Genomic DNA, 20717 nt, shown 5'->3' with positions numbered 1-20717 from the left:
CCGCTGCGACGCCTCAATTTTTTGAGTGGGCAAAGTCGCGATAGGCTGTGACAAGGCGGCGCCCGATCCGACCGACACCGATGTCCCGTTGGCCGATCCGGTTGCAGGGATAGACCCGCGCGTGGTTGCCCGAGGATATGATCTCCTCCGCCTGCATCAGCTCTGCCGGACCGATTGTACGTTCGATGGTCTCGATCCCCATGTCTTTGAGCAAGAGCATGACGCGGCGGCGGGTGATGCCGGGCAGCAGCATTCCGTTCGCAACTGGCGTGTGAACCGCCCCGTCCTTCACAATGAAGATGTTCTGCATGGTGAACTCGGCGACATTCCCGATAGCGTCGAGCATCACCGCGTTGTTAAAACCGGCCTTCCGTGCCGCCGTCCAAGCGAGGGTCGCCTGCGGATAGAGGCACGAGGCCTTGGCCCCCGTCGGGGCGGTCTCGGGGGAGGGTTTGCGGAAATCGGATATCTGTGCGGAAAAGCCGGGTTCGACATCCGGCATCGGCATCGGTTGGATAACCAGCGCAAACCGTGTCGTACCGGGGTCGATCGGCCCGAAACCTTCCTCGATCCAGAACATCGGCCGGATGTAGAGTGTTTCGTTGCCATCGAACCGGTTGGCGCCGTCCCGCGCGAGCCCTTCGATCTCTTCGGGCGTGATCTCGGGCGTCATACCCATGATCAGCGCTGATCGGACCACCCGTTCGCAATGCAGCGCCAGATCCGGGAAGACGCCCTCATAGCGGCGGGCGCCGTCGAAGACCGTATGGGCCAGCCAGGCCGAATGGGTGGTAGCCGACATCAATTGCGCCGGGCCCTTCCGCCAGTCGCCGTTAAAATAACTCCATGCTGTAGATGACATGTTTACCTCAATAATTTCAGGGATCCGGTCAGCGATTTCACGACCTTGGACGGTCCACACAACCCGATCCCGTCGAGCGTTTCCTGCATTAGATCCCGACCAGGGAAGGCGGCCTCATATTCGCTGAAGTGGTTCATTTGCCGGGCGAATTCAGGAAACACGACGATGTCGAGATCGGCCTGCGTTGTCGCGCGCGTCAGCAGAGTCCGGATCTGTTCGGGGTCGGCTTGCAGAATTGGGACCGGCCTGTCGGCGCTAATGCTAATGCGGAGGCCAGTTCTGTCGGCCAAATCGATGCGGCCCAGTCCAGGTTGTCGCGCACCGATGCCGACGGAGATGGTCGCGACCGTGTTGGCGAGAAGGCCTGGTGGCAAGCAGGGGTTGACGATCACCGCGAGCCTGAGATCGCCATCGCCACGAAGCGGGTCGAGAACGGAGCCGGTCAAAACCCGGCCTCTTCTGCACCGGTCACGGTAAGCGCCGCCTCACAGGTTGTCGCAGCAAAGCATGAGTGGACCGGCAGGTCGCCAATTTCGTCCATTGGAGAGACCAGAAGCCTGAGCGTTCCCTCTGCCGCATGGATCGGTCCGACGACCCGTGCAGATAGTGACTGTCTGACAAGACGAATGTCCCCAGAGGTGGGGGTGCCGGTGATGGAGGGTGCGCCGACCAGTCCGAAAGTCGGTGTTCCCAGAAAGCCGATCGGCTCGGCGCTTTCGGTCGATCCAGTCCATTCGGCTTCGATCAACCGGCGGTCCTTTACTGCGACAGTAGCGCCCAGCCTCGTCCCTGATCCCTGTCGACCCGCGGCTGGATGTTCGAGGTCATAAGACCGCCCGATCCGGATCGCGCCGAGCTTCTTGGGAAACCCCTGCATATGGCCGCGGACCATCGAGATGTCTTGGTCGACGAAGATGAACGAACAGAAAAGCCGGGCCTCGCCTTGATCGGACAGCGCTTCGATCAGCAGAAAGAACTCGTTGTATTGCGAATAGGCTGGATCCAGCAGTTCGGAGCCGTCCGTGGTGGCCTGCCATTCGCAGAAATGGCCGAAAACGCGGCCGGACGCGCGGCCGAACCCAGAGGGCAAGAAGCGTTGCGCTACTTCCGCTTCGGTCCGGGCTCCGATTGAGACAATCCGGCCGGCGTAGTGCCATGGCGGCGACGGGACGAGGGCGGAACGTCCTTGAGGTGTGTATGGGCCGGTAAAGCCTTGAAGCATCGTGTTTCTCCTTTTCGCTAAACTTGCCACCCGCCACTTGGAGATACTTGCCTGATTTTTATGATTTTACTTGAAGAATGGGTGGGATTTGCCTATATGAATCCCAAAATGGGCAAGATCTTCCGCAACAGTGGGAGAAAAGTATGAGTTCTGCCGAATCACCGCGACACGGGATACTTGATCCTTCGGATCGAAGGATATTGCGAGAGCTTCAACGCGACGGGCGGATCAATAACAATGAACTCGCCGAGCGGACGGGTATGTCGTCATCTCCTTGCTGGCGCCGCACCCGCAGGCTAGAGGAAACTGGCATTATTGCAGGTTACAGCGCAAACCTTGACCGCAGGAAGATCGGGCTGGGCGTTTTGGTCTATGTGAGCGTACAGATCGACACCCATGGTGAAAGCGACGCGGCCGCATTTGAGAAGGCAATCATCGATCTGGACGAGATCGTGACCTGCCATTCGGTGGGTGGCGGCTCAGATTTTATTCTGTTAGTCGCCTGTCGGGATTTGGACGCCTATGTGTCCGTCGTCAGGGATTTTGGGACAGATTGCGGCCTGAGCTAAGAGAGGATCTGGCTCATCTGGTTGTGGTGATTATGCGGCGGATTTGCGGTGAAGCAAGCGTCGCGTTTCGATGGTCTTTCGTTTGATCCTTTCTCGTTGTTGCAGGATGGTCTGGCCGCGTCCGAAGTAGACATCGGCCGGGGTGAGGTTTTGCAGGCTCTCGTGATAGCGTCGATGGTTGTATTGATCGACAAAGGCATCGATCTGCTGCCTGAGATCACCGGGCAGGTAGTAGTTTTCCAGCAAGATGCGGTTCTTCAAGGTCTGGTGCCATCGCTCGATCTTCCCCTGAGTTTGCGGGTGATACGGAGCGCCGCGAACATGATCCATCTGTCGATCCTCCAGCCAATCGGCCAACTCGCCCGAGATGTAACTCGACCCGTTGTCACTGAGCAGGCGCGGCTTGTGCAGAACCGTCGCCTGATCACAACCCGAAGCCTGTAGCGCCAAGTCGAGCGTGTCGGTCACGTCGCCCGACTTCATCGTCGTGCAGAGCTTCCATGCGATGATGTAGCGACTGAAGTCGTCGAGGATCGTCGAGAGATAGAACCACCCCCAGCCGATGACCTTCAGGTAAGTGAAGTCGGTCTGCCAGAGCTGGTTCGGTCGCGTGGTTTTGTCGTGGAACTCATCTGCTGCTGACAGAACCACATAGGCCGGACTGGTGATCAGGTCGTAGGACCTGAGGATGCGATAGACCGAAGCCTCTGATACAAAATACTTTTCCGTATCAGTGAACTGCACGGCCAACTCGCGCGGCGACAGCTCGCTTTCCTTCAAGGCCAGGTCCTTGATCCTCTCGCGCACCGGCTCTGGAATGCGGTTCCAGACCCGTGACGGCTTGGGACTGCGATCCTCAAGCGCCTCAGGACCACCGGCCAGATACCGGTCATACCAGCGATAGAAGGTGGTTCTGGGGATGCCCAGCTTGTCCAGCGTGCGCTTGGTCGGCAGGTGCGACCCTTCCACCAGCCGGATGATCTCCAGCTTCTCGGATGCAGGGTATCTCATTCGTCGTCCTCCCCATCCGCGATCATGCTTTTTTTGAGCAGCCGCAGTTCCAGCGCCTGTTCGGCTACGACCTCTTTCAGATCACGAGCCTCACGGCGCAGATCTTTCACTTCGGTCGATGTCGCCGCCCGCGCCGTATCGCCCGCCAGGCGCTTCTTCCCAGCCTCGAGGAACTCTTTGGACCAGCTGTAGTAGAGGCTCTGGGCAATGCCTTCTCGTCGGCACAACTCTGCAATGCTGTCCTCGCCCTTCAGGCCGTCCAGCACGATCCTGATCTTCTCTTCCGCTGAATACTGCTTGCGCGTGGCGCGGCGGATGTCCTTGACGACCTTCTCGCCGTGGCTCTGTTTGCTACCGGGTTTCTGTCTCATCTCCACTCCTTGGTGGTTACGATGTGCCAGAAACCCTCTCTTATCAAATCAGCCTAAATTGTCCCATTGGCGCTGACGTCAGACACGATAAAGAGTCAAGAAAAAAACGGTTGTTCGTTTGTAATAATCGGTGACCTAGTGCCAAGCGGATGATATTTTGGGGAAAAATCGTGTAGAATAGCGGTTCGTCTGGAGTTTGACCGTGCTCAAATTAAGTCACTGCCCGGCCATGCAAGAGCGTTATCTCAATCGGTTGCATGGACCGCTTCGTATTGTTTCAATATTTTTCCAGCTCTCTGATGCGGGATGTTGGGTCTGAGGCGGGATTGTCTTTAGTTGTTCAGCTTCACTGATGTGGCATTCGCTGATCAAACCAGCACACACACGTCAACGCACAGTGAAAGCCAGAGAAAGGGAAGCCCGGGTGCCGGGCTTGAAAGGATAGAGAGAGCCTCTTCCGGGTCCGGCGCAACGAGGACCGAACCCATGGCCAAGACCGCAACCCGCCCGAAACCCACCAACTTGAAGAAGACCGAAGCCGCTGGATCGGCAACGCCTGACGCCGCCGCCGACATCCGCCTGATCCCGCTCGACCAGCTGGAGCCAAGCCCTCTGAATGTCCGCAAAGTCGCCGCGAGCGCCAGTGACGACGCCGAGCTTCTCTCCAGCATCCGCGAGACCGGCATCAAGCAGAACCTGGTGGTTCATGCGCTGTCTGAGTCACGCTTTGCCGTTGATGCCGGCGGTCGTCGCCTCAAGGCGCTGAAGCAGCTTGCCGAAGACGGCATCATTCCCTCCGATCATCCCGTGCCCTGCCTCGTCGAAGACGAGCGCAACGCCATCCTCACTTCCGCCACAGAAAACCTTCAGCGCGCAGCCATGCATCCGGCCGACCAGTTCGAAGCTTTCGACAAGATGATCGGCGAGGGTCGCAGCGAGGACGAAATCGCGCTGAAATTCGGTGTCTCCGTCGACCTGGTGCGCCGCCGGCTCAAACTCGCCCGTGTCGCGCCCGAGATCATCGAGCAGTTTCGCGCGGGGGATCTGACCCTCGAATGCGTGATGGCGTTTACGCTGACCGACGACCACGATCGGCAACTGGCGGTCTGGAACGCGGTGAAGGGCGGCTATCACATCCACCCGCAAAGCATCAAACGCCAACTGACCGAGACCGCGCATTCGGCGAACTCCGCTCTCGGGCGTTTCGTCGGCATCGAAGCCTATGAGGCGGCTGGTGGGGTTCTGCTGCGTGATCTCTTCGACGATCGTGCCAGCGCCCATATGGAAAACCCCGAGCTCCTCGAGCGCCTCGCCATCGAGAAGCTGCAAGCCGCGGCCAAACCCTTCGAGGCGGCTTGGAAATGGGTCGAGGTGCATCTCTCGGTGGACTACGGCTCGTTTCGCAGCTTCGGGCGGGTCTATCCGCAGGACATCGAACCCGATCCGGAGCTGCTGGCAGAAGAGGAACGTCTGATTGCGCGCGAGGAAGAACTGGCGGCGCAGAATGACGGTGAGGATTGGACCGACGCCGAGACCGAAGAATACTACGCAATCGAACCGCGCCTGCGCGAAATCGAGGCCCTGCAGCGTGAGCGGCAGCCTTACGCGGATGCAGATCGCGCCATTGCGGGCGTGGTTCTGACCATCGGCCATGACGGGGCGCTGCGGGTCGAGAAGGGGCTGGTGCGGCCCGAGGATATTCCCACCGCACCCGAGCCGGACGAGGCCCGAGCTGATACGGGTGATGCCCACTCCCCTGCCCGGCCGCATGTGACGCCGCCGACCTCATCGTCGCCGGTGCCGACCTCCGATCCGGCCGCGACTTTGCGCAAGGCGGATGGGATTTCGGCGAGCCTTGCCGACGATCTGCGCGCGACGCGTCAGCACATCCTGCGGGCGCATCTGGCGGCGGATTTCGAAGTGGCGTTCGATGCGATGCTCTATGCGCTCTGCGAGCAAGCTCTGGGGCGGTCCTACAACAACGAGGCGCTCGACATCTCGATCCGTCCCTTCCAGGCGCAAAATCGCGAGGTGCTGCATGCCGATACTGTCGCCCAGAAGATGCTCGAGGCGCTGGAACAGGACCTTGCCATGGACTGGATGAAGCTGGAGAAACCCGAGGACTTCCGGGCGATGTCGGCGTTGCCCATTGCGGACAAGCAAGCACTTTTCGCCTGGGCGACGGGTCTGGCGGTCAAGCCCCAGCTTTCTTCCGACAATCGTCCTTCCCCGATCATCGAAGAGATCGGCGCGCGGCTCGACGTCGATGTGGCGGCCTGTTGGCGCCCGACCGCGCAGAACTACTGGGGGCGGGTCAACAAAGGGCATACTGTGGCCACGGCCCGCAAGCTGATCGGTGACGACTACGCCGAGGATCGCAATCGCGAGCGCAAAGGCGATATCGCGGCCGCGATGGAGCGGGCTTTCGCGGAAACCGCGAGTGAAACCGAAGGGTTTGCCGCCGCGGTGGTTGTCAAAACGACCCGCTGGTTGCCCGATGGGATGCTGTTCGCCGGTGCGTCGGATGGTGGCCTCGATCTCCCCATTGATGCGGCGGAAACCGCTTTGGGCGAAGACGAGTCCGGTGAGGAGACCATTTCAGCCTCGGACGACGAACCGGACGCCTTGCCCGCCTTTCTCAGCGGTGATGCCGCCTGAGGCACCGGCACCGATCTGAACCTTGACTGACCCATGGGCCGTCCTCGCGCAGAGGGCGGCCTTTTCCCGCTGACGGGTTTCACGCAGCCGGTGTCGGATCGGCTGGCTCGTCACGGAGACTTCTCATGACCACCACACTCGAAATCGATCCCGTCACGGAAGCCGCACTGATCGCCGCTCAAAATGATGCCTTTCGCCGCTCCATCCTCGGGACACACCCCGTCGCGGATGCACCAAAGGGCCAGTTTGTCATGACGCCCGGCGTTGCAGCGCTTGGGCCGGACACCCAGCATGCTCTCACCCGCCGCGTCGCTTCGTTTGACGCGTTCAACGCTGACAGTGATCCCCATGGCTGGCACGAAATGGGCGTTATTGATTTCGACGGCACCACGGTCTGGTTCAAGATCGACCTCTATGACGTCGACTACACGTACGGCTCGCCCGAGCCTTCCGATCCCCAGCAGACGCGTCGCGTGCTGACCCTGCTACTTCCGTCGGAATACTGACCCCTCCATCCCAAACACCGCGTCGGACCGCCCTTGCACAAAGGGCGGTCCTTTTGCGCTGGCGGGTTCCAAGGGGCGCGATACCCGCGCCTTGCCCGCCACAGGAGACCTCAGATGGCCAAAACACTCGACTACCAGATCACCCTTTATCCCGCACATCGCGATGGCGCCTTCGTCGTCACCGAGTTCCAGATGATGGCGAACTACCCCGAAAAGCGCATCCAGGCCGCGGGCATGGACGATCTGATCGACAAGGTTACGCATTTCGCGATGGAGCACGGCGAGAGCTGCAGCGCCTCGGTTCGCTGCCTCGCCCCGCGCAAACCGCCGGGGTTCAAGCGCGCGACCGAGAACCTCTATTTCAACCTGGTCGATCGGACGGCTGAGAAGAGCGGCGACGCTGCGGCCTGAAGCTTCCCGACAAACCATTGGGGCGGCCTCGCTAAACGGTCGCCCTCCCCTTCCCTCAATTCCAAAGGACAAAAGACATGACACAAGCGACTGATTTCTACGTGCAGATGCTCGAATCCCAAAGACAGGCTGCCGAACAGCGGGTTGAGACCCGCGCGGCACTCCTCACCGAGCTGCGTGCCCTCGGCGTGACGAGCATCGAGGTGCAATATGAAGGCTACGGCGATTCCGGCAATGTCGAGGATGTCGTCATGACCCCTGACACGGTCACCCTGACGGAAGAGCTGCGGCGCCGGGTCGAAGACTTCGGCTGGGACTTCGCATATGCGCTGAGCCCCGGCTTCGAGAACAACGAGGGCGGCTATGGCGAACTGACCTGGGCGATCGAGGCGGACAAGATCGATGTCAGCCACTCGAACCGCTATATCGAGACCGACACCACCGAACACGAGGGGCTCTGACATGGCACATCCCCTCCACCACGCCGAAAGCTCCGCCCGAAAGTTCGGCGGTGTTCCAGATGATTACCAGCATGTGCATGACTGGTTTGACTCATCAAAAGAGCATCTAGGTCTTTTCATTCACAGAGCACATCGGCACCACACGCTCGGGATCTTTGAGGCTGAGCGGTTGTTTGGTCGCAGCCTGACCAACAGCGCGGGCCGGGTCGTCCCGATCCGCTGGATCGGCGAGCAGCATGTGCGCGAAGACTGCCAGGGGCGGATCCCGTCGCTGGCGGACTGGCTCGGACGCATTCAGCCCGAACCCTGGATGGCCAATGGCCGGATCGACAACGACCCGACGCAGATTGGCAGCGACCCGCGTGCGGCCTGGGCCACGGCGGTGGCCAATCACCAGACCATTCTCGGCTTTGAAGATTGGCTTCTGAAGGTCTCGGTCGAGCACGTCCAGCATCGCCAGAACCGCGCCGCCGCCTGATCCGCCGGGCGGCAAACTCACCAACCACCTGACCACGTCCCAATCGACCTGCTCGAGCCCCAACCGGCTTGGCGGGTCGATTGCGTTTCAAGAAAGGAAATCGACATGCACGACCCCGTCTACGAGGAGGTCCACCAGGGCCACAACATCAAGATCTACCACGACCCCGATTCTGAGAGCCCGCGCGAGTGGTGCAACCTCGGAACGCTGATCTGCTGGCACCGGCGCTATCGGCTGGGTGACAGCCATCAGCACGACAGCCCTGAGGCGTTTCTGCGCAATCTTGCCGATGTCTCGGATCAGAGCGACCTCTCGATGGACCGTCTGCGGGACCGCGCCGAATGCAAGGCAATCATCCTGCCCGTCTTTCTCTATGACCATTCCGGCCTCGCGATGAACACCATCGGGTTTCACTGCCCTTGGGATTCCGGCCAGGTCGGTTTTGTCTACATGACGCTCGCAGATGTGCGAAAGGAATTCGGTGTAAAACGCGTGACCAAGGCCCTGCGCGAAAAGGCTGTAGACGTCTTACGTGGTGAGATCGTCGACTACGATTCTTACCTTGGCGGCAGGGTCTATGGTTACGTCGTCGAACAGGGTGGCGAGGAGATCGACGCTTGCTGGGGGTTTGTTGGCGGCTATGAGACGCATTGTTTGCCGGAGGCGCGGAATGCTGTTCCTCGGTCCGATCCCCATGCGCCACCCGCGACCGGTGCATTGACCGCATATCCATAGAATAACTCGCCGCCACAGACCGGAACTATGGGCAGCACCCGATCGCGCGCACGCATTGCTGCATTGCAGAGAAGTCATGGCCCGCCCATTGTGCGACTGCAGCATTGCTCCTATGTTTGCTCTTGTGATCGGTTCTCTCCTCCTCCCTGAGCCGATCCGGAATAATCGGCGGCATCCACCTCCTCCCGGATGCCGCCTTTTTATTTGCAGATCCCCATTCTGAGTTCTTGCGATTTCTCCTGGTTGGCCATTCGGTCCCCGAAATTGCTTTGTGTCGGTTCCGTTTCGTTGGAAGTGCCCAAAATGCAGGCACGGCCGTGTCCCAGCAGCCTGGCATGGGTTTGCGCGACAACGCCCACAGCATCATCCCCAGATTTTGTGGAAAAGTTCTCGCTGCCAAGACTTCAGTTTTCGAGGCCATGAAAGAGCGAGAGGCAGGGCGGGAGGGGTGACCCCTCCCGGGTGAGAGAGTGCGCGCGGGGCTCGGGGCCAACCCACAACCCCGGAGATTGCCGATGAACGCTCACCCCCATTCCGTCCAACTTGCAACCGAGCCCGAAGCCCCTGCCCTGCCCGCGGCTGCAGGCTTCGCCGAGCACCTGATGCAGGCTGCGAAAACCCTCCTCCCTCTGTTCGAAGCGGGCAGGTCTATCGACGCTGCCGCCCTTCGTGCCGCCATGGAAGAGGCTTTCGGCGCAAATGACACCAGTGGCACCTGGGTCTGGAAAGACGCCTATGAGGCCGCCGAGGTGGCCCAGATCCTGATGCTTTCGCGCTACGGCGCGCTGATGCAACGCCAAGCGGCCACGCCGCACACCTTCCTCACCATGATTGAACATCTCGCCGGTCTGGCGCCGTCGCACACGCGGCGTTCCGAAGACAGCGTGCGCTTGCAACAATTCTCGACCCCTCTTCCGCTCGCGGCCATTGTTGCGCAGGCGGCGGGGTTTCGCGGTGACGACCTGGTTCTGGAACCCTCCGCAGGCACCGGCATGCTGGCGATCTTCGCCCGTATCGCAGGTGCGCGTTTGTCGCTGAATGNACTNGGCCGCATAGGGGCCGGGGTCGTGCATGTTCCGCTCTATCCCGTTGCGGATGGTATCCACGTGATCGGCGAACAGGCCCTTGATCAGAACGACGCCGTCGCGCTGGAAACTGTCGATGTGGTCCTGACTGAGAAGTGCATGCATGGGCTGGATCCTCCTTTGCCACCGGTGATACGGGAGGTAGGATTTAACGTCTAATAATATCTAACGATAATATTATTAGTGTGATGCTATATATAACTCTGCGCCAATACGAATACCTCGTCGGGGTCGCCGATACGAAAAGCCTGACCCGCGCGGCCCAGCTGTTGCACGTGTCGCAGCCGTCTTTGTCCGTTGCCATCACCCGGGTAGAACGGCGACTGGGCCAGCCCATCTTCCTGCGCGGGAAGGGCGCCGCGATCGAGATCACACCGTTCGGCCACCGCGTTCTCGCCAAGGCGCGGGGGGTGCTGGAACTGGCCAGCCGGATCGAACAGGAGGATGCGGCTGCGACGCCCTTCGTGCTGGGGTGTTTCGAGGACATCGCGCCATGGTATCTGGCGCCCGCCCTCGACCGATTGAAAAGCCGTTTTACCGATCTGCGCATCGAGGGGCGTGAGGGAAGGTTTACCGATATCGCCGACGCGCTGACCACCGGGCGTATGGATGTGGCGATTTCATACGACGTCGGCTTCGCGGGCAAATTCAGACGACGCAGGTTGAGGCAGGTGAGCCCCGTGGCGTTCCTGTCGACCGACCACCCGCTGGCAACAGAAACGCGGCTGGAACTGACCGATCTGATCGACCGTTCCGTGATCCTATTCAGGGAAGGCCAGTCCGAAGGGTTCATGAATGAGCTCTTCGAACGGATGCAGATCGCGCCGGACATCTGCAGCAGGGTCGCCTCACTCGAAGTGATGCGTTCGATGGCCGCCCATGGAACGGGGATCGGCGTCAGCTATACCTATCCCCCCGGCGATACGAGCTATGATGGCAAACCGCTTGTGACCCTTCCGATCGTCACCCCGGAGGCAAAGGCCGATATCAGCCTGATCTGGTCAGAGCACCGGCAGGAGTGCGAGGGTTTCGCTGCACTCCTCGATTGCCTGTCGGGCTTGCCGTAAAGGGCGGGAGTTCAGGCGATCTACCCGGGTGCGACCGCCGAACGCGGGCAGGACGCCTCATTCCCTAGTCAAACCGGCGCTAAAACCACAATTATAAATACGTATTATCATAATCTTGTACGTTTTCTAATTTTTTATAAAAAATCATCTTGATTTGAGGCCCTTTTGGCGCAACCCTGCCCAAAGCCGGGAATCGGAGTGCAACTTCACAGGCCAGCATCGTCCGTTCGGACCTTCGTTCACTCAAATGGGAGAAAATCGATGAAACCAATTTTCGCATGGGGCAGTGCTGCGATCCTGTCCTTGACCGCCGCGTTTCCGACCATGGCAGAAACCCTGCGGCTGGCCGGCAATTTCCCCGTCGAACATTCCAGCTCGGTCGCCATGGAAAGATTTGCCGAGGCCGTCGCCGAAAAGACCGGGGGCGCCCTGACCGTGGAAACATTCCCGGCCATGCAGCTTGGCGGCGCGAAGGAGAACGTGGATCAGGTGCGCTCCGGCGTGGTCTTCGGCACATGGATCGGATCGGCCTATCTGTCGCGCACGGTTCCGGAGCTCGAAGCGGTTTCGTTGCCCTTTGCCTACCCGGACCGTGAAACCGCCTTCCGCGTCATCGACGGTGCAGCGGGCGAGGTGCTTGAGGAAAAGCTGGCGGAACGCGGCTTTGTCCCGCTGGGCTGGATGGAACTGGGCTCGCGCAACGTGACGAACTCTGTCCGCCCGATCGAGACGGTAGAGGATTTCGAAGGCCTCAAGATCCGCCTGCAGCCGAACGAGACCCACCTCGCCACCTTCCGCGCGGTCGGTGCCAATCCGGTATCGATGGGTATTTCCGAAGTCTATTCCGCACTGCAGCAGGGCGTGCTGGACGGTCAGGAAAACCCCTTTGCCATCATCGCATCGCGCAACTTCAACGAGGTGCAGACCTACCTGTCGGACAGCGGGCATTTCTTCGACTACATCGTGCTGGTCGCGAACAAGCGCAAGTTCGACCGCCTGCCCGAAGACCAGCAGAACGCGGTGCGCGAAGCGGCTGCCGAAGCGATTGCCTGGCAGCGTGAGACAGCGGCAACAGAGGACGAGGCCTCCCGTCAGGCGCTCATCGACGGGGGCATGACCTTTACCCCGCTGAGCGATGAGACAAGGGCCGCCCTGCGGGAGCGCAGCCAGCCTGTGATCGGTGAGCTGAAAGAGCGCATCGGTGGCGATCTCATCGACCTCGTACTTGAGGAGGCGGCCGCGAAATGAGCGCCGCCGCCGCGACACCGGCCGTCCCCAAGGGGCGGTCGGCCTTCGTGCGGGCCCGCCGCGCGCTGGAGCATCTGGATCACGTCACAAGTTTCGCGGTGATCGGTGCCATGGCGGTGATGACGGTGCTCGTCGTGACGCAGGTGGTTTTTCGCTACGCGTTTTCGGCGGCGATAGACTGGTCCGAAGAGGTCGCGCGCCTCGCCTTTGTCTGGGCGATCTTCCTCGCGATACCGCATGGCATTCGCCGGGGCGTCCATGTGGGTATCGACGCGCTCGTGGTCGTGTTTTCGGATGTCTGGCAGGAAAGGCTCTTTCGTCTCTCGGCCATACTCTCTGCGGTGCTGATGGGGGTGATCTTCTGGTTCGCCTGGCAAGTCACCGTCTACACCTGGCCCGAGATGATGCCGACGCTGAACCTGACCGCCGCCGTCTATTACGTTGCCGTCCTGCTCGCCGCCGTTCACAGCGTGTTCCACCTGCTGCTGCTGGCATGGGGCGGGCGCGAAACCTGGAGCCATGAGGCATCGCTATGACACTTGCCGTCATCGTTATCTTCTTCACCTTCGCGCTTTTGGGCATGCCGCTGGCCTTCGCGCTGGGTCTCGCGTCGTTGGGTGGTCTTCTGGCGGGGGGCATCGAACTCAGCGTTCTGCCGCAAAGGATGATGCACGCGGTCGACAGTTTCCCGCTGATGGCGATCCCGCTTTTCATGCTTGCGGGCGAACTGATGGTCCGGGCCGGCATCATGAAGCGGATGATCGATTTCGCCAATGCGCTGGTCGGGCGGCTTCATGGGGGGCTGGCGCATGTGGCCATCGTCGCGGGCATGATGCTGGCCGCGGTCTCGGGCGCCGCTGTCGCCTCGGCCTCGGCGCTGGGGTCGACCCTCGTTCCCGCGATGCGCAAGACCTATGACGACGGCTATTCCAGCGCGGTGGTGGCGTCCGCTGCCAACCTCGGCGCGATCATCCCGCCGTCCAACGCGATGATCGTCTATGCGCTGATGGCCGGGTCCACGGTATCCGTGGGCGGGCTGTTCATGGCCGGGGTGGTGCCGGGTATCCTGCTGACAATCGGCTTCATGGCCGTGGCATCGCTTTTGTCGGTCCGGCGCGGGTTCAAGCTGACCGGTGATCCGTTTTCGATACGCACCGCTTTTGTAGAGGCTTATCGCGCGCTGCCCGTGCTTGCCATGCCGGTGGTTGTCGTCGGCGGGATCGTGGGCGGCGTCTTTACCCCGACCGAAGGGGCGGGCATCGCCGTGGCCTATGCGGTGATCGTCGGATTTTTCGTGACCCGGGAACTGAAGCTGAGCGATCTGGCCCCGGCGCTGTTCCAGGCGGCCATCGGGGCTGCTATGGTGGGTGCTCTTATCGCCTTTGCTGCGGGTGTGACCTTCCTTTTCACGATCGACATGGTGCCCGCGATGATGGCTGATTTCCTGCAGTCGGTCAGCCAGAACCCGATGGTGTTCCTCGTCCTTGTCATGACCTTCCTGATCGCGGTGGGCATGTTCATTGAATCGAACGCCGCCTACATCATGCTTGTCCCGCTTTTCGCCCCGGTGGCCAGCGCCTTCGGTATCGACCCGCTGCTGTTCGGGTTCCTGTTCGTGTTCAACCTTGTGATCGGAATGATGACACCGCCCGTCGGCGTGGTCCTCTTCGTGATGAGCGGGATTACCCGTGTCGCGATGGGGGACCTGATCCGGAACGTCTGGCCCTATGTCGCCGTCCAGTATGCCGTGCTCGTCCTGTGCCTTTTGTTCCCCGGCATCGTCACCTGGCTTCCCCGGCTGCTTGGCTACTGATCGAGTAAAGAGAAAATGATGAAAATTCTTCTGATCAACCCCAACACGACCCAAACACTGACAGATCTTCTGGATGAGGCGGCGCGTTCGGTCCTGCCCCCTGACGCGACGCTGGACAGCGTGACCGCCGAGGTGGGTGTTCCCTATATCTCGACCCGGACCGAAGCCGTGATCGGCGCTGTTTCGGTGTTGGAAATATTGGCAGAAAAACACGCCGACTACGATGCCGCCATCGTCGCCGCCTTCGGCGATCCGGGCCTTGGTGCCGCTCGGGAACTTTACGACATGCCGGTGGTCGGACTGGCAGAGGCGGGGATGCTGACCGCGTGTATGCTGGGCGGAAAGTTCTCGGTCGTAACTTTCGCGCAGGCTCTGGGCCCTTGGTATCAGGAATGCGTGGATTGGCATCGGCTGGGCGATCGTTGTGCCAGCATCAGGATGCTTGACGGCACCTTCCGTTCGATTTCCGACGTGCAGTCGGAAAAGGTGGATTTGCTGGTCGAACTGGCGATGCGCGCCATCGACGAAGACGGGGCGGATGCGATCGTGCTTGCGGGCGCGCCGCTGTCGGGCCTTGCGGCGCATGTACGGGACCGCATCCCCGTGCCCGTTGTCGATTGCGCGCAGGCCGCCGTTCGCCAAGCTGCGACGCTTGCGGCGCTGCGCCCCCGCGGCGCGCTCCGCGGCAGTTTCGCGCGGCCCGCAGCGAAAGCGTCCATCGGGCTGAGCGAACGGCTGGCCGCACGGATTTCGCATCATGATTGCCCCCGGCAAAGCAGCACATGACCACGTCACGCTGCCGGTAACGTACAGGAGTTGAAATGAGCAAGGAATTCGACCTGGTCATCCGGGGCGGGAAGATCGCCACCGCGTCCGACATCTTTCATGCGGACATCGCGGTGCGGGACGGTACGATCGTTGCTATCGGGAAAGACCTTGGCGCGGGAAAAGACGAGATCGACGCGCGCGACCGGCTCGTTCTGCCCGGGGGCGTCGATGCGCATTGCCACTTCGATCAGCCGACATCGGACGGTTCGGTCATGGCGGACGATTTCGAAAGCGGGCCGCGCTCGGCCGCCTTTGGGGGGACGACCACGGTGATCCCCTTTGCCTGCCAGCAAAAAGGCCAGTCCCTGCGTGCGGCGGTTGATGATTATCATCAGCGGGCCGACGGGAAATCGGTGATCGACTATGCATTCCACCTGATCGTGACGGATCCGAACCCGCAGGTTCTGGGGCAGGAGCTGCCGGCCCTGATCCGCGAAGGCTATACCTCTTTCAAGATCTACACGACCTATGATGATCTCAAGCTGAACGATCGCGAGATCATCGAGGTTCTGGCGCTGGCCAAGCGCGAAGGCGCCCTGACGATGATACATGCGGAAAATTCCGACGCCATCGCATGGCTGACGGAGGCGCTGGAACGTGCCGGCCAGACCGCACCGCAGTTTCATGCCGATGCCCGACCGCCCATCGCGGAGCGTGAAGCGACCCACCGCGCCATTTCACTGGCCGAGATCGTCGATGTGCCCATGCTGGTTGTGCATGTGTCGGGCGGTGAGGCGATGGAACAGATCGCCCATGCGCGGTCCAAGGGCCTCAGGGTTTTTGCGGAAACCTGTCCCCAGTACATCCTGCTGACGCGGGACGATCTTGATCTTGACGGGTTCGAGGGCGCGAAACACATCTGTTCGCCTCCGCCCCGTGACGCGCAAAGCCAGGAATCCGTTTGGCGGGGGCTGGCCAATGGTACCTTTCAGGTTTTCTCTTCGGATCATGCTCCGTTCAAATACGACAGCAGTACCGGCAAGAAACTGCGCGGCGAGGGGGCGAGCTTTCTGCACGTTCCCAACGGTATCCCCGGCGTCGAAACCCGGCTGCCGCTCCTATTCTCCGAAGGGGTGGGCAAGGGCCGCATATCGCTGAACCAGTTCGTCGCGCTTACCGCGACCAATCCGGCCCGACTCTACGGGCTTTACCCGCGCAAAGGCACGATCACTATCGGCGCGGATGCGGATATCACCATCTGGGATCCTGAACGCGAGGTGACCATCACCAACGCGCAACTGCATCACAACGTTGATTATACCCCCTACGAGGGGCGACGCGTGACCGGATGGCCCGAGACCGTTTTGCAAAGGGGTGAGGTGCTGGTCCGGGACGGCGCATTATGTGCCGAAAAAGGGCAGGGGCAGTTCCTGACCTGTGGTGTGCCGGATACCGCTATGTAAGGGCAGCTGCGGCGCCGCTTCGTATTCCGTGGCCCGATGCCCGCCGCCTTATTCGGCGGCGGTCGCTTCCGCTTCTTCTTTCCACAGACCGACGAGCCTGCAAGTTTCCGTTCCGGCCCGTTCCAGATGCGTGCGCCAGACATCATGCGCGGTGGCCGCATCCCGTTCGCGCAGGGCGGTCACCAGCCGGTGGTGGTCCTGCATCGACCTCTCGCGGTGCCCTTCGGAGGCGACCGAAAGGAACCGCGCCCGTTCGACATGAAAGGCAAGGCCGGTCCTGACGCGGGCAAGGTCCGGGTTCTTGGCGGCCGCCACCACAAGGTCGTGGATTTGCCGGTTCAACTGGAAATAGGCCGGCAGGTCCCCGGCCTCGTGCCGGTCGCGCATACGGGCATGAAGATCCTCCAGCCTTTGCATTTCCTGTTCGGTAATCCGGCTGGCTGCAAGCTCGGCAGCGAGCGCTTCGAGCCGCGAGATCACTTCGAACAGGCTGCGGGTGCCTTCGACCGATATTTCCGACACCCGCGCGCCCCGGTTCGCCATCAGCTCGACGAGCCCGTCCTTGTCGAGAATCTTGAGCGCTTCGCGCAGGGGCGTGAGCGAGACCTCGAGATCCTCGGCCAGTTCGGCCACGCGTATTTTCTCCCCCGGGCGCAGATCACCCGAAACGATCATGTTGCGGATTTCATCGGCGACCTGATCGTGCAGGGGCACCCGGCTGATGGCGACCTTGCCCCGCCGGTCCACGCGCTGTCGTGGATGCTCTGACCGTCGTGTTTTCATCGCGAAACCCTTTCTCGCGGTTGTCTGGCCGGGTGAATGCGCTTGTCGGAGCGTCACTCGGTATATATAATCAATTTATTCTTATCTTACTGAATGAAAAGAATGAAATGAATTTTTCATCATCGGATGCCAGCGTGCAAGGCCTGATCTCTGCCCTGTTGAAGGCCCGCGAAACCGGGCAGCCGGTCGGCGACGACGTTGCCAGTCAGTTCGATCCGACGGTTGAAGAAGCATATGAGGTACAGGCCGCAGTCGCACGGGTCACCGGCCCCGTCGGTGGCTTCAAGGTCGCGAACAAGCCTGACGCTCCGCGTATCATGGCGCCGATCTTCAGCCAGGACATCAAGACATCGCCCGCGATGATCGACGTTCCCCGGGATGAGAAAATCGGCATCGAGCTTGAGGTCGGGTTCCGGATCGAAAAGCCGCTTCCGGACAAGGGAGCACCGGACCGCAGGGATGCGATCGCGCGGTGCCTGTCCGTCGTCCCGGTGATCGAGATCGTCCGCACCCGGCTGCCGATGAACGCGAACCCGGGTCTGAAGCTGGCTGACAATCAGATCAACGGCGGCCTCGTTGTCGGCGCGCCCGTGGCGGAATGGCAGGCGGTTAGTCTGGGCCCGGTTCGGGCAGAGCTGGCATTCGGGGATGAACAAATCCTGAGCGGCAAGGCCGCGGTGCCGGGCGGGAACGCCTTTGAGAACTTCCTCGTCCTCGAAGAGATGTTGGGGGATCACTGTGGCGGTTTGCAGCCGGGTCAGATCGTCATAACCGGTTCGCTGAACGGTTTGCCCTACGTCCAAGCGGGAATTGACGTGCGCGGTTCGATCGACGGGCTGGGGCAGGTCTCACTCCGCCTGAAGGCGGCGCGCTGACGGCTGCGCCAGTTCGGGCCACTGCCAGCCGGGGGCTCCGGCTGCTAGCGCGCTTGCCAGATCCATCAGGAAATCTTCGGATCCAAGGTCGCCGATCAACTGGCAGCCGATGGGCAGACCGGCCTCATCGCACCCTGCTGGCACCGCGAGGGCCGGGTGCCCCGCGGCATTGACCCAGCCGGTATAGATCGCATGCCCGCGCGGGCCGACGGGCTGACCGTCGATCTCCAGCGGGTGGCTCTGCTCTGCCGGCCAGGGCTGCGCGGCGGCTGAAGGCATCAGGATCACGTCCCACTCGGCAAAGAGGCATGAGGTGGCGGCGCGCAGCCGTTGAACCGCAGCCATGGCACCAAAGAGCGATGCGACCCCGAGGCCGGCCCCCATCTCGGCCATCTCCATGTAGCGCGCGCCGGCGTTTCGGGCCATGGCGGGGACCGTGGCCTTCAGATGGGCAAGGCCGATCTGCGCGAATGAACCCCAGAAGGCATCTATTTCCCCCAGATCGAGCGGCAGATCGGCTTCCTCCACATGGTGACCGGCTGAGCTGAACCGCTGGGCGATGTCACGCGTCGCCGAAATGATCGCGGGTTCGCAGGGGTGCGAGCCCAGCCGAGCCACGGAGAGGATCCTGAGCGGGCTATCGGGGGCGGTGAAATCGGGTATCCCCCGGGAGGCGGGATCGCGCCGGTCTGGACCGGCCAGCGCGCTATACAAAAGCCGCAGATCGTCGATGCTGCGCGCAAAGGGGCCGATCACTTCGAAATCCATCAGCACCTGCGGCAGACCGCCCGCCCGGGCGATGCGGCCGATGGTCGGTTTCAGCCCGAAAAGCCCCGTATGTCCGGCCGGGCGACGGGTGGAGCCGCCCCCGTCGGTTCCGATCCCGAGCACTGCGAGACCGGCCGCGACGGCGGAAACCGTCCCGCCGGACGACCCCCCCGGCGTCAGCGCGGGATCCCACGGGTTCCGCGTTACGCCGAACCTTGCATTGGCGGTGTATCCTTCCACGGCGAATTCGGGCGTGTTGGTCTTACCTACAAGGATCGCGCCCGCCGCGCGCAGCCGTGCTACCGGCAGTTCATCCGCGCGCGCGACGTCAGAGAATGTCGCCCCGCCCCATGCGGTCGGCATTCCGGCGACGTGCAGATTGTCCTTCACCGCGATAGGCACCCCGTCGAGCGGGGAGAGCGGCGCGTTCTCTCGGTAGCGCCTCGAAGACGTCTCGGCCTGTTCCTTCAGGTCCGGGGCCAGGGCGACATAGGCGTTCAGCACCGGGTTGAGAGCGTCGATCCGGTCGGCGAGTTCACTCACGACCGCGCGCGGATCGGCCTCCCCGCTGCGATAGGCAGCCGACAGATCGGCTGCCCCGCGTTGCCAGAATGCGCCTACCACGGCGTCAGCGCCCGCTCATGGTTTCGGGCAACCATGTCACGATTTGGGGCACGAAAATCAGCAGGATCGTGAACAGCACCATGATCAGCGCGTAGGGAATGGCCCCCATCACCACATCACGGAAAGGCCCGCCATCGGTACGCACGCCCTGCACCACGTAAAGGTTCATCCCCACCGGCGGCGTGATCATGCCCAGCTCGCACATCAGCACGATGAAGATGCCGAACCAGATCGGGTCGATCCCCACGGCGGTCACGATGGGCAGCGCCACCGGGATCGTCAGCACCTGCATCGACAGCACGTCCATGAACATGCCGAGGAACAGGTAGAACACGATGAGCGCCATCAACAGCATCGCCGGCGACAGCCCGAAGGAGGCGACCCATTCCGTCATTGTCTGCGCGATCCCGCCGAGCGCGAGCGTCACGTTCAGCATGAAGGCGGCGGTGATGATCAACAGGATCATGCCGGTGGTCTTGGCCGTCTGGCGGAAGCAATGGTCGAAGAATTCGAGGCTCAGCTTGCCTTCGCGGGCGGCAAAGGCCAGCGCCGCGACCACGCCGAGTGCGGCGGATTCCGTCGGTGTGGCGATGCCGAAATAGATCGAGCCCATCACGACGGCGAAGATGATCGTCGGGGGGACGAGGTGCTTCAGCCCCGCGATCTTGTCGGAAAGCGGGATTTTCACCTCCTCGCCCGTTTCGGAAGAGACCGGGATGACATAGGATTCAGCCGCGATGTAGACCATGAAAAGAAGCGTCAGAAGCACGCCGGGAATGATACCTGCGATGAAAAGCTGGCCAATGGATTCATTGGCGAGCGAGCCATAGATCAGCAGGTTTACCGAGGGCGGGATCAGGATGCCGAGCGTGCCGCCCGCCGCCAGCGAGCCGAGCGCCTGCCGCGACCCGTAGCCGCGCGCCTTCAGGTTCGGCAGCG

The 20717-nt window shown here is 61.6% G+C and carries 21 protein-coding genes and 1 pseudogene; 14 read left to right on the top strand and 8 right to left on the bottom strand.

What is annotated here, in order from left to right:
• Nucleotides 1–13 precede the first annotated feature (13 nt).
• Genes A3728_RS15810 through A3728_RS15800 form a run of 3 tightly spaced genes read right to left on the bottom strand, consistent with a single transcriptional unit; the run spans nt 14 to nt 2084 of the window.
• Nucleotides 14–862, bottom strand: a complete 849-nt coding sequence (locus tag A3728_RS15810) for a branched-chain amino acid aminotransferase (protein WP_067261953.1) — start codon at nt 860–862, stop codon at nt 14–16.
• A 2-nt stretch (nt 863–864) separates the two neighbouring features.
• Nucleotides 865–1308 (bottom strand): DUF2000 domain-containing protein, encoded by a 444-nt coding sequence (locus A3728_RS15805; RefSeq protein ID WP_017468440.1) that lies wholly within the window; start codon nt 1306–1308, stop codon nt 865–867.
• The gene (locus tag A3728_RS15800) at nt 1305–2084 is read right to left on the bottom strand and encodes an acetoacetate decarboxylase family protein (protein ID WP_067261954.1); all 780 of its coding nucleotides are present in this window, start codon (nt 2082–2084) and stop codon (nt 1305–1307) included. Before A3728_RS15800 ends, A3728_RS15805 begins: the two co-directional genes overlap by 4 nt.
• Nucleotides 2085–2227: 143 nt before the next feature.
• Between A3728_RS15800 and A3728_RS15795 the strand changes: the two genes are divergently transcribed.
• Nucleotides 2228–2653, top strand: coding sequence for an Lrp/AsnC family transcriptional regulator (locus tag A3728_RS15795; protein ID WP_082851132.1), 426 nt, complete (start codon nt 2228–2230; stop codon nt 2651–2653).
• Between the two features lie 30 nt (nt 2654–2683).
• Here the strand turns inward: A3728_RS15795 and A3728_RS15790 are convergent.
• A protein-coding gene (locus A3728_RS15790) for an IS3 family transposase (protein ID WP_150120840.1) occupies nt 2684–4035 on the bottom strand; the annotation gives its coding sequence in 2 pieces (ribosomal slippage) (nt 2684–3699 and nt 3699–4035; 1353 coding nt in all).
• 486 nt (nt 4036–4521) lie between these two features.
• Here A3728_RS15790 and A3728_RS15780 point away from each other — a divergent pair.
• The 6 genes from A3728_RS15780 (at nt 4522) to A3728_RS15755 (ending at nt 9284) form a co-directional block, all read left to right on the top strand.
• The gene (locus A3728_RS15780) at nt 4522–6693 is read left to right on the top strand and encodes a ParB/RepB/Spo0J family partition protein (RefSeq protein WP_067261958.1); all 2172 of its coding nucleotides are present in this window, start codon (nt 4522–4524) and stop codon (nt 6691–6693) included.
• 125 nt (nt 6694–6818) lie between these two features.
• Nucleotides 6819–7199, top strand: a complete 381-nt coding sequence (locus A3728_RS15775; protein WP_017469541.1) for a DUF3768 domain-containing protein — start codon at nt 6819–6821, stop codon at nt 7197–7199.
• A gap of 114 nt (nt 7200–7313) precedes the next feature.
• Nucleotides 7314–7610 (top strand): hypothetical protein, encoded by a 297-nt coding sequence (locus A3728_RS15770; RefSeq protein WP_017469540.1) that lies wholly within the window; start codon nt 7314–7316, stop codon nt 7608–7610.
• A 77-nt stretch (nt 7611–7687) separates the two neighbouring features.
• Nucleotides 7688–8071, top strand: coding sequence for a DUF6878 family protein (locus tag A3728_RS15765; RefSeq protein ID WP_017468065.1), 384 nt, complete (start codon nt 7688–7690; stop codon nt 8069–8071).
• A gap of 1 nt (nt 8072) precedes the next feature.
• Nucleotides 8073–8549 carry a DUF6915 family protein gene (locus A3728_RS15760; RefSeq protein WP_067261962.1) on the top strand — a complete coding sequence of 159 codons (477 nt, stop codon included), beginning with the start codon at nt 8073–8075 and terminating at the stop codon, nt 8547–8549.
• 105 nt (nt 8550–8654) lie between these two features.
• Complete coding sequence (locus tag A3728_RS15755; RefSeq protein WP_067264194.1) at nt 8655–9284, top strand: hypothetical protein; 630 nt, start codon at nt 8655–8657, stop codon at nt 9282–9284.
• A 1034-nt stretch (nt 9285–10318) separates the two neighbouring features.
• Here A3728_RS15755 and A3728_RS24000 read toward each other — a convergent pair.
• Nucleotides 10319–10474, bottom strand: a pseudogene (locus A3728_RS24000) (phytanoyl-CoA dioxygenase family protein); the annotation flags it as partial.
• An 83-nt stretch (nt 10475–10557) separates the two neighbouring features.
• Here A3728_RS24000 and A3728_RS15745 point away from each other — a divergent pair.
• The 6 genes from A3728_RS15745 (at nt 10558) to hydA (ending at nt 16728) form a co-directional block, all read left to right on the top strand.
• The gene (locus A3728_RS15745) at nt 10558–11436 is read left to right on the top strand and encodes a LysR family transcriptional regulator (protein ID WP_067925710.1); all 879 of its coding nucleotides are present in this window, start codon (nt 10558–10560) and stop codon (nt 11434–11436) included.
• A gap of 261 nt (nt 11437–11697) precedes the next feature.
• Nucleotides 11698–12684, top strand: coding sequence for a TRAP transporter substrate-binding protein (locus A3728_RS15740; protein WP_067925707.1), 987 nt, complete (start codon nt 11698–11700; stop codon nt 12682–12684).
• Nucleotides 12681–13220, top strand: a complete 540-nt coding sequence (locus tag A3728_RS15735; RefSeq protein WP_067925704.1) for a TRAP transporter small permease — start codon at nt 12681–12683, stop codon at nt 13218–13220. Before A3728_RS15740 ends, A3728_RS15735 begins: the two co-directional genes overlap by 4 nt.
• A complete protein-coding gene (locus A3728_RS15730) occupies nt 13217–14497 on the top strand; it encodes a TRAP transporter large permease (protein ID WP_067925701.1) in 1281 nt (426 codons plus the stop codon). Before A3728_RS15735 ends, A3728_RS15730 begins: the two co-directional genes overlap by 4 nt.
• Before the next feature lie 18 nt (nt 14498–14515).
• On the top strand, nt 14516–15283 hold the full coding sequence (locus A3728_RS15725; protein ID WP_067925698.1) for an aspartate/glutamate racemase family protein: 768 nt from the start codon (nt 14516–14518) through the stop codon (nt 15281–15283).
• Nucleotides 15284–15318: 35 nt separating this feature from the next.
• The gene (hydA, locus tag A3728_RS15720; protein ID WP_067925695.1) at nt 15319–16728 is read left to right on the top strand and encodes a dihydropyrimidinase; all 1410 of its coding nucleotides are present in this window, start codon (nt 15319–15321) and stop codon (nt 16726–16728) included.
• A 48-nt stretch (nt 16729–16776) separates the two neighbouring features.
• On the opposite strand, the gene A3728_RS15715 is transcribed toward hydA, so the two are convergent.
• Complete coding sequence (locus A3728_RS15715; RefSeq protein WP_067925692.1) at nt 16777–17511, bottom strand: GntR family transcriptional regulator; 735 nt, start codon at nt 17509–17511, stop codon at nt 16777–16779.
• Nucleotides 17512–17618: 107 nt separating this feature from the next.
• Between A3728_RS15715 and A3728_RS15710 the strand changes: the two genes are divergently transcribed.
• Nucleotides 17619–18386 carry a hypothetical protein gene (locus tag A3728_RS15710; RefSeq protein WP_067925689.1) on the top strand — a complete coding sequence of 256 codons (768 nt, stop codon included), beginning with the start codon at nt 17619–17621 and terminating at the stop codon, nt 18384–18386.
• On the opposite strand, the gene A3728_RS15705 is transcribed toward A3728_RS15710, so the two are convergent.
• Nucleotides 18360–19778 carry an amidase gene (locus tag A3728_RS15705; protein ID WP_067925686.1) on the bottom strand — a complete coding sequence of 473 codons (1419 nt, stop codon included), beginning with the start codon at nt 19776–19778 and terminating at the stop codon, nt 18360–18362. The two genes, A3728_RS15710 and A3728_RS15705, sit on opposite strands and share 27 nt — an antisense overlap.
• A 4-nt stretch (nt 19779–19782) precedes the next feature.
• The coding region (locus A3728_RS15700) for a TRAP transporter large permease (protein WP_067925683.1) at nt 19783–20717 on the bottom strand (935 nt) is incomplete at its 5' end.

Origin of the sequence: Sulfitobacter sp. HI0040 (assembly GCF_001634885.1) — a bacterium.
In the GTDB taxonomy this organism is placed as follows: Bacteria; Pseudomonadota; Alphaproteobacteria; order Rhodobacterales; family Rhodobacteraceae; genus Sulfitobacter.
This window is presented reverse-complemented; position numbering and strand designations above follow the sequence as displayed.

Excerpts from the sequence above, each read along its gene's own strand:
- A3728_RS15810 (WP_067261953.1), bottom strand. The coding sequence starts at position 862 with ATGTCATCTACAGCATGGAGTTATTTTAACGGCGACTGGCGGAAGGGC.
- A3728_RS15800 (WP_067261954.1), bottom strand. The coding sequence starts at position 2,084 with ATGCTTCAAGGCTTTACCGGCCCATACACACCTCAAGGACGTTCCGCC.
- A3728_RS15795 (WP_082851132.1), top strand. The coding sequence starts at position 2,228 with ATGAGTTCTGCCGAATCACCGCGACACGGGATACTTGATCCTTCGGAT.
- A3728_RS15780 (WP_067261958.1), top strand. The coding sequence starts at position 4,522 with ATGGCCAAGACCGCAACCCGCCCGAAACCCACCAACTTGAAGAAGACC.
- A3728_RS15775 (WP_017469541.1), top strand. The coding sequence starts at position 6,819 with ATGACCACCACACTCGAAATCGATCCCGTCACGGAAGCCGCACTGATC.
- A3728_RS15770 (WP_017469540.1), top strand. The coding sequence starts at position 7,314 with ATGGCCAAAACACTCGACTACCAGATCACCCTTTATCCCGCACATCGC.
- A3728_RS15765 (WP_017468065.1), top strand. The coding sequence starts at position 7,688 with ATGACACAAGCGACTGATTTCTACGTGCAGATGCTCGAATCCCAAAGA.
- A3728_RS15760 (WP_067261962.1), top strand. The coding sequence starts at position 8,073 with ATGGCACATCCCCTCCACCACGCCGAAAGCTCCGCCCGAAAGTTCGGC.
- A3728_RS15755 (WP_067264194.1), top strand. The coding sequence starts at position 8,655 with ATGCACGACCCCGTCTACGAGGAGGTCCACCAGGGCCACAACATCAAG.
- A3728_RS15745 (WP_067925710.1), top strand. The coding sequence starts at position 10,558 with ATGCTATATATAACTCTGCGCCAATACGAATACCTCGTCGGGGTCGCC.
- A3728_RS15740 (WP_067925707.1), top strand. The coding sequence starts at position 11,698 with ATGAAACCAATTTTCGCATGGGGCAGTGCTGCGATCCTGTCCTTGACC.
- A3728_RS15735 (WP_067925704.1), top strand. The coding sequence starts at position 12,681 with ATGAGCGCCGCCGCCGCGACACCGGCCGTCCCCAAGGGGCGGTCGGCC.
- A3728_RS15730 (WP_067925701.1), top strand. The coding sequence starts at position 13,217 with ATGACACTTGCCGTCATCGTTATCTTCTTCACCTTCGCGCTTTTGGGC.
- A3728_RS15725 (WP_067925698.1), top strand. The coding sequence starts at position 14,516 with ATGAAAATTCTTCTGATCAACCCCAACACGACCCAAACACTGACAGAT.
- hydA (WP_067925695.1), top strand. The coding sequence starts at position 15,319 with ATGAGCAAGGAATTCGACCTGGTCATCCGGGGCGGGAAGATCGCCACC.
- A3728_RS15715 (WP_067925692.1), bottom strand. The coding sequence starts at position 17,511 with ATGAAAACACGACGGTCAGAGCATCCACGACAGCGCGTGGACCGGCGG.
- A3728_RS15710 (WP_067925689.1), top strand. The coding sequence starts at position 17,619 with ATGAATTTTTCATCATCGGATGCCAGCGTGCAAGGCCTGATCTCTGCC.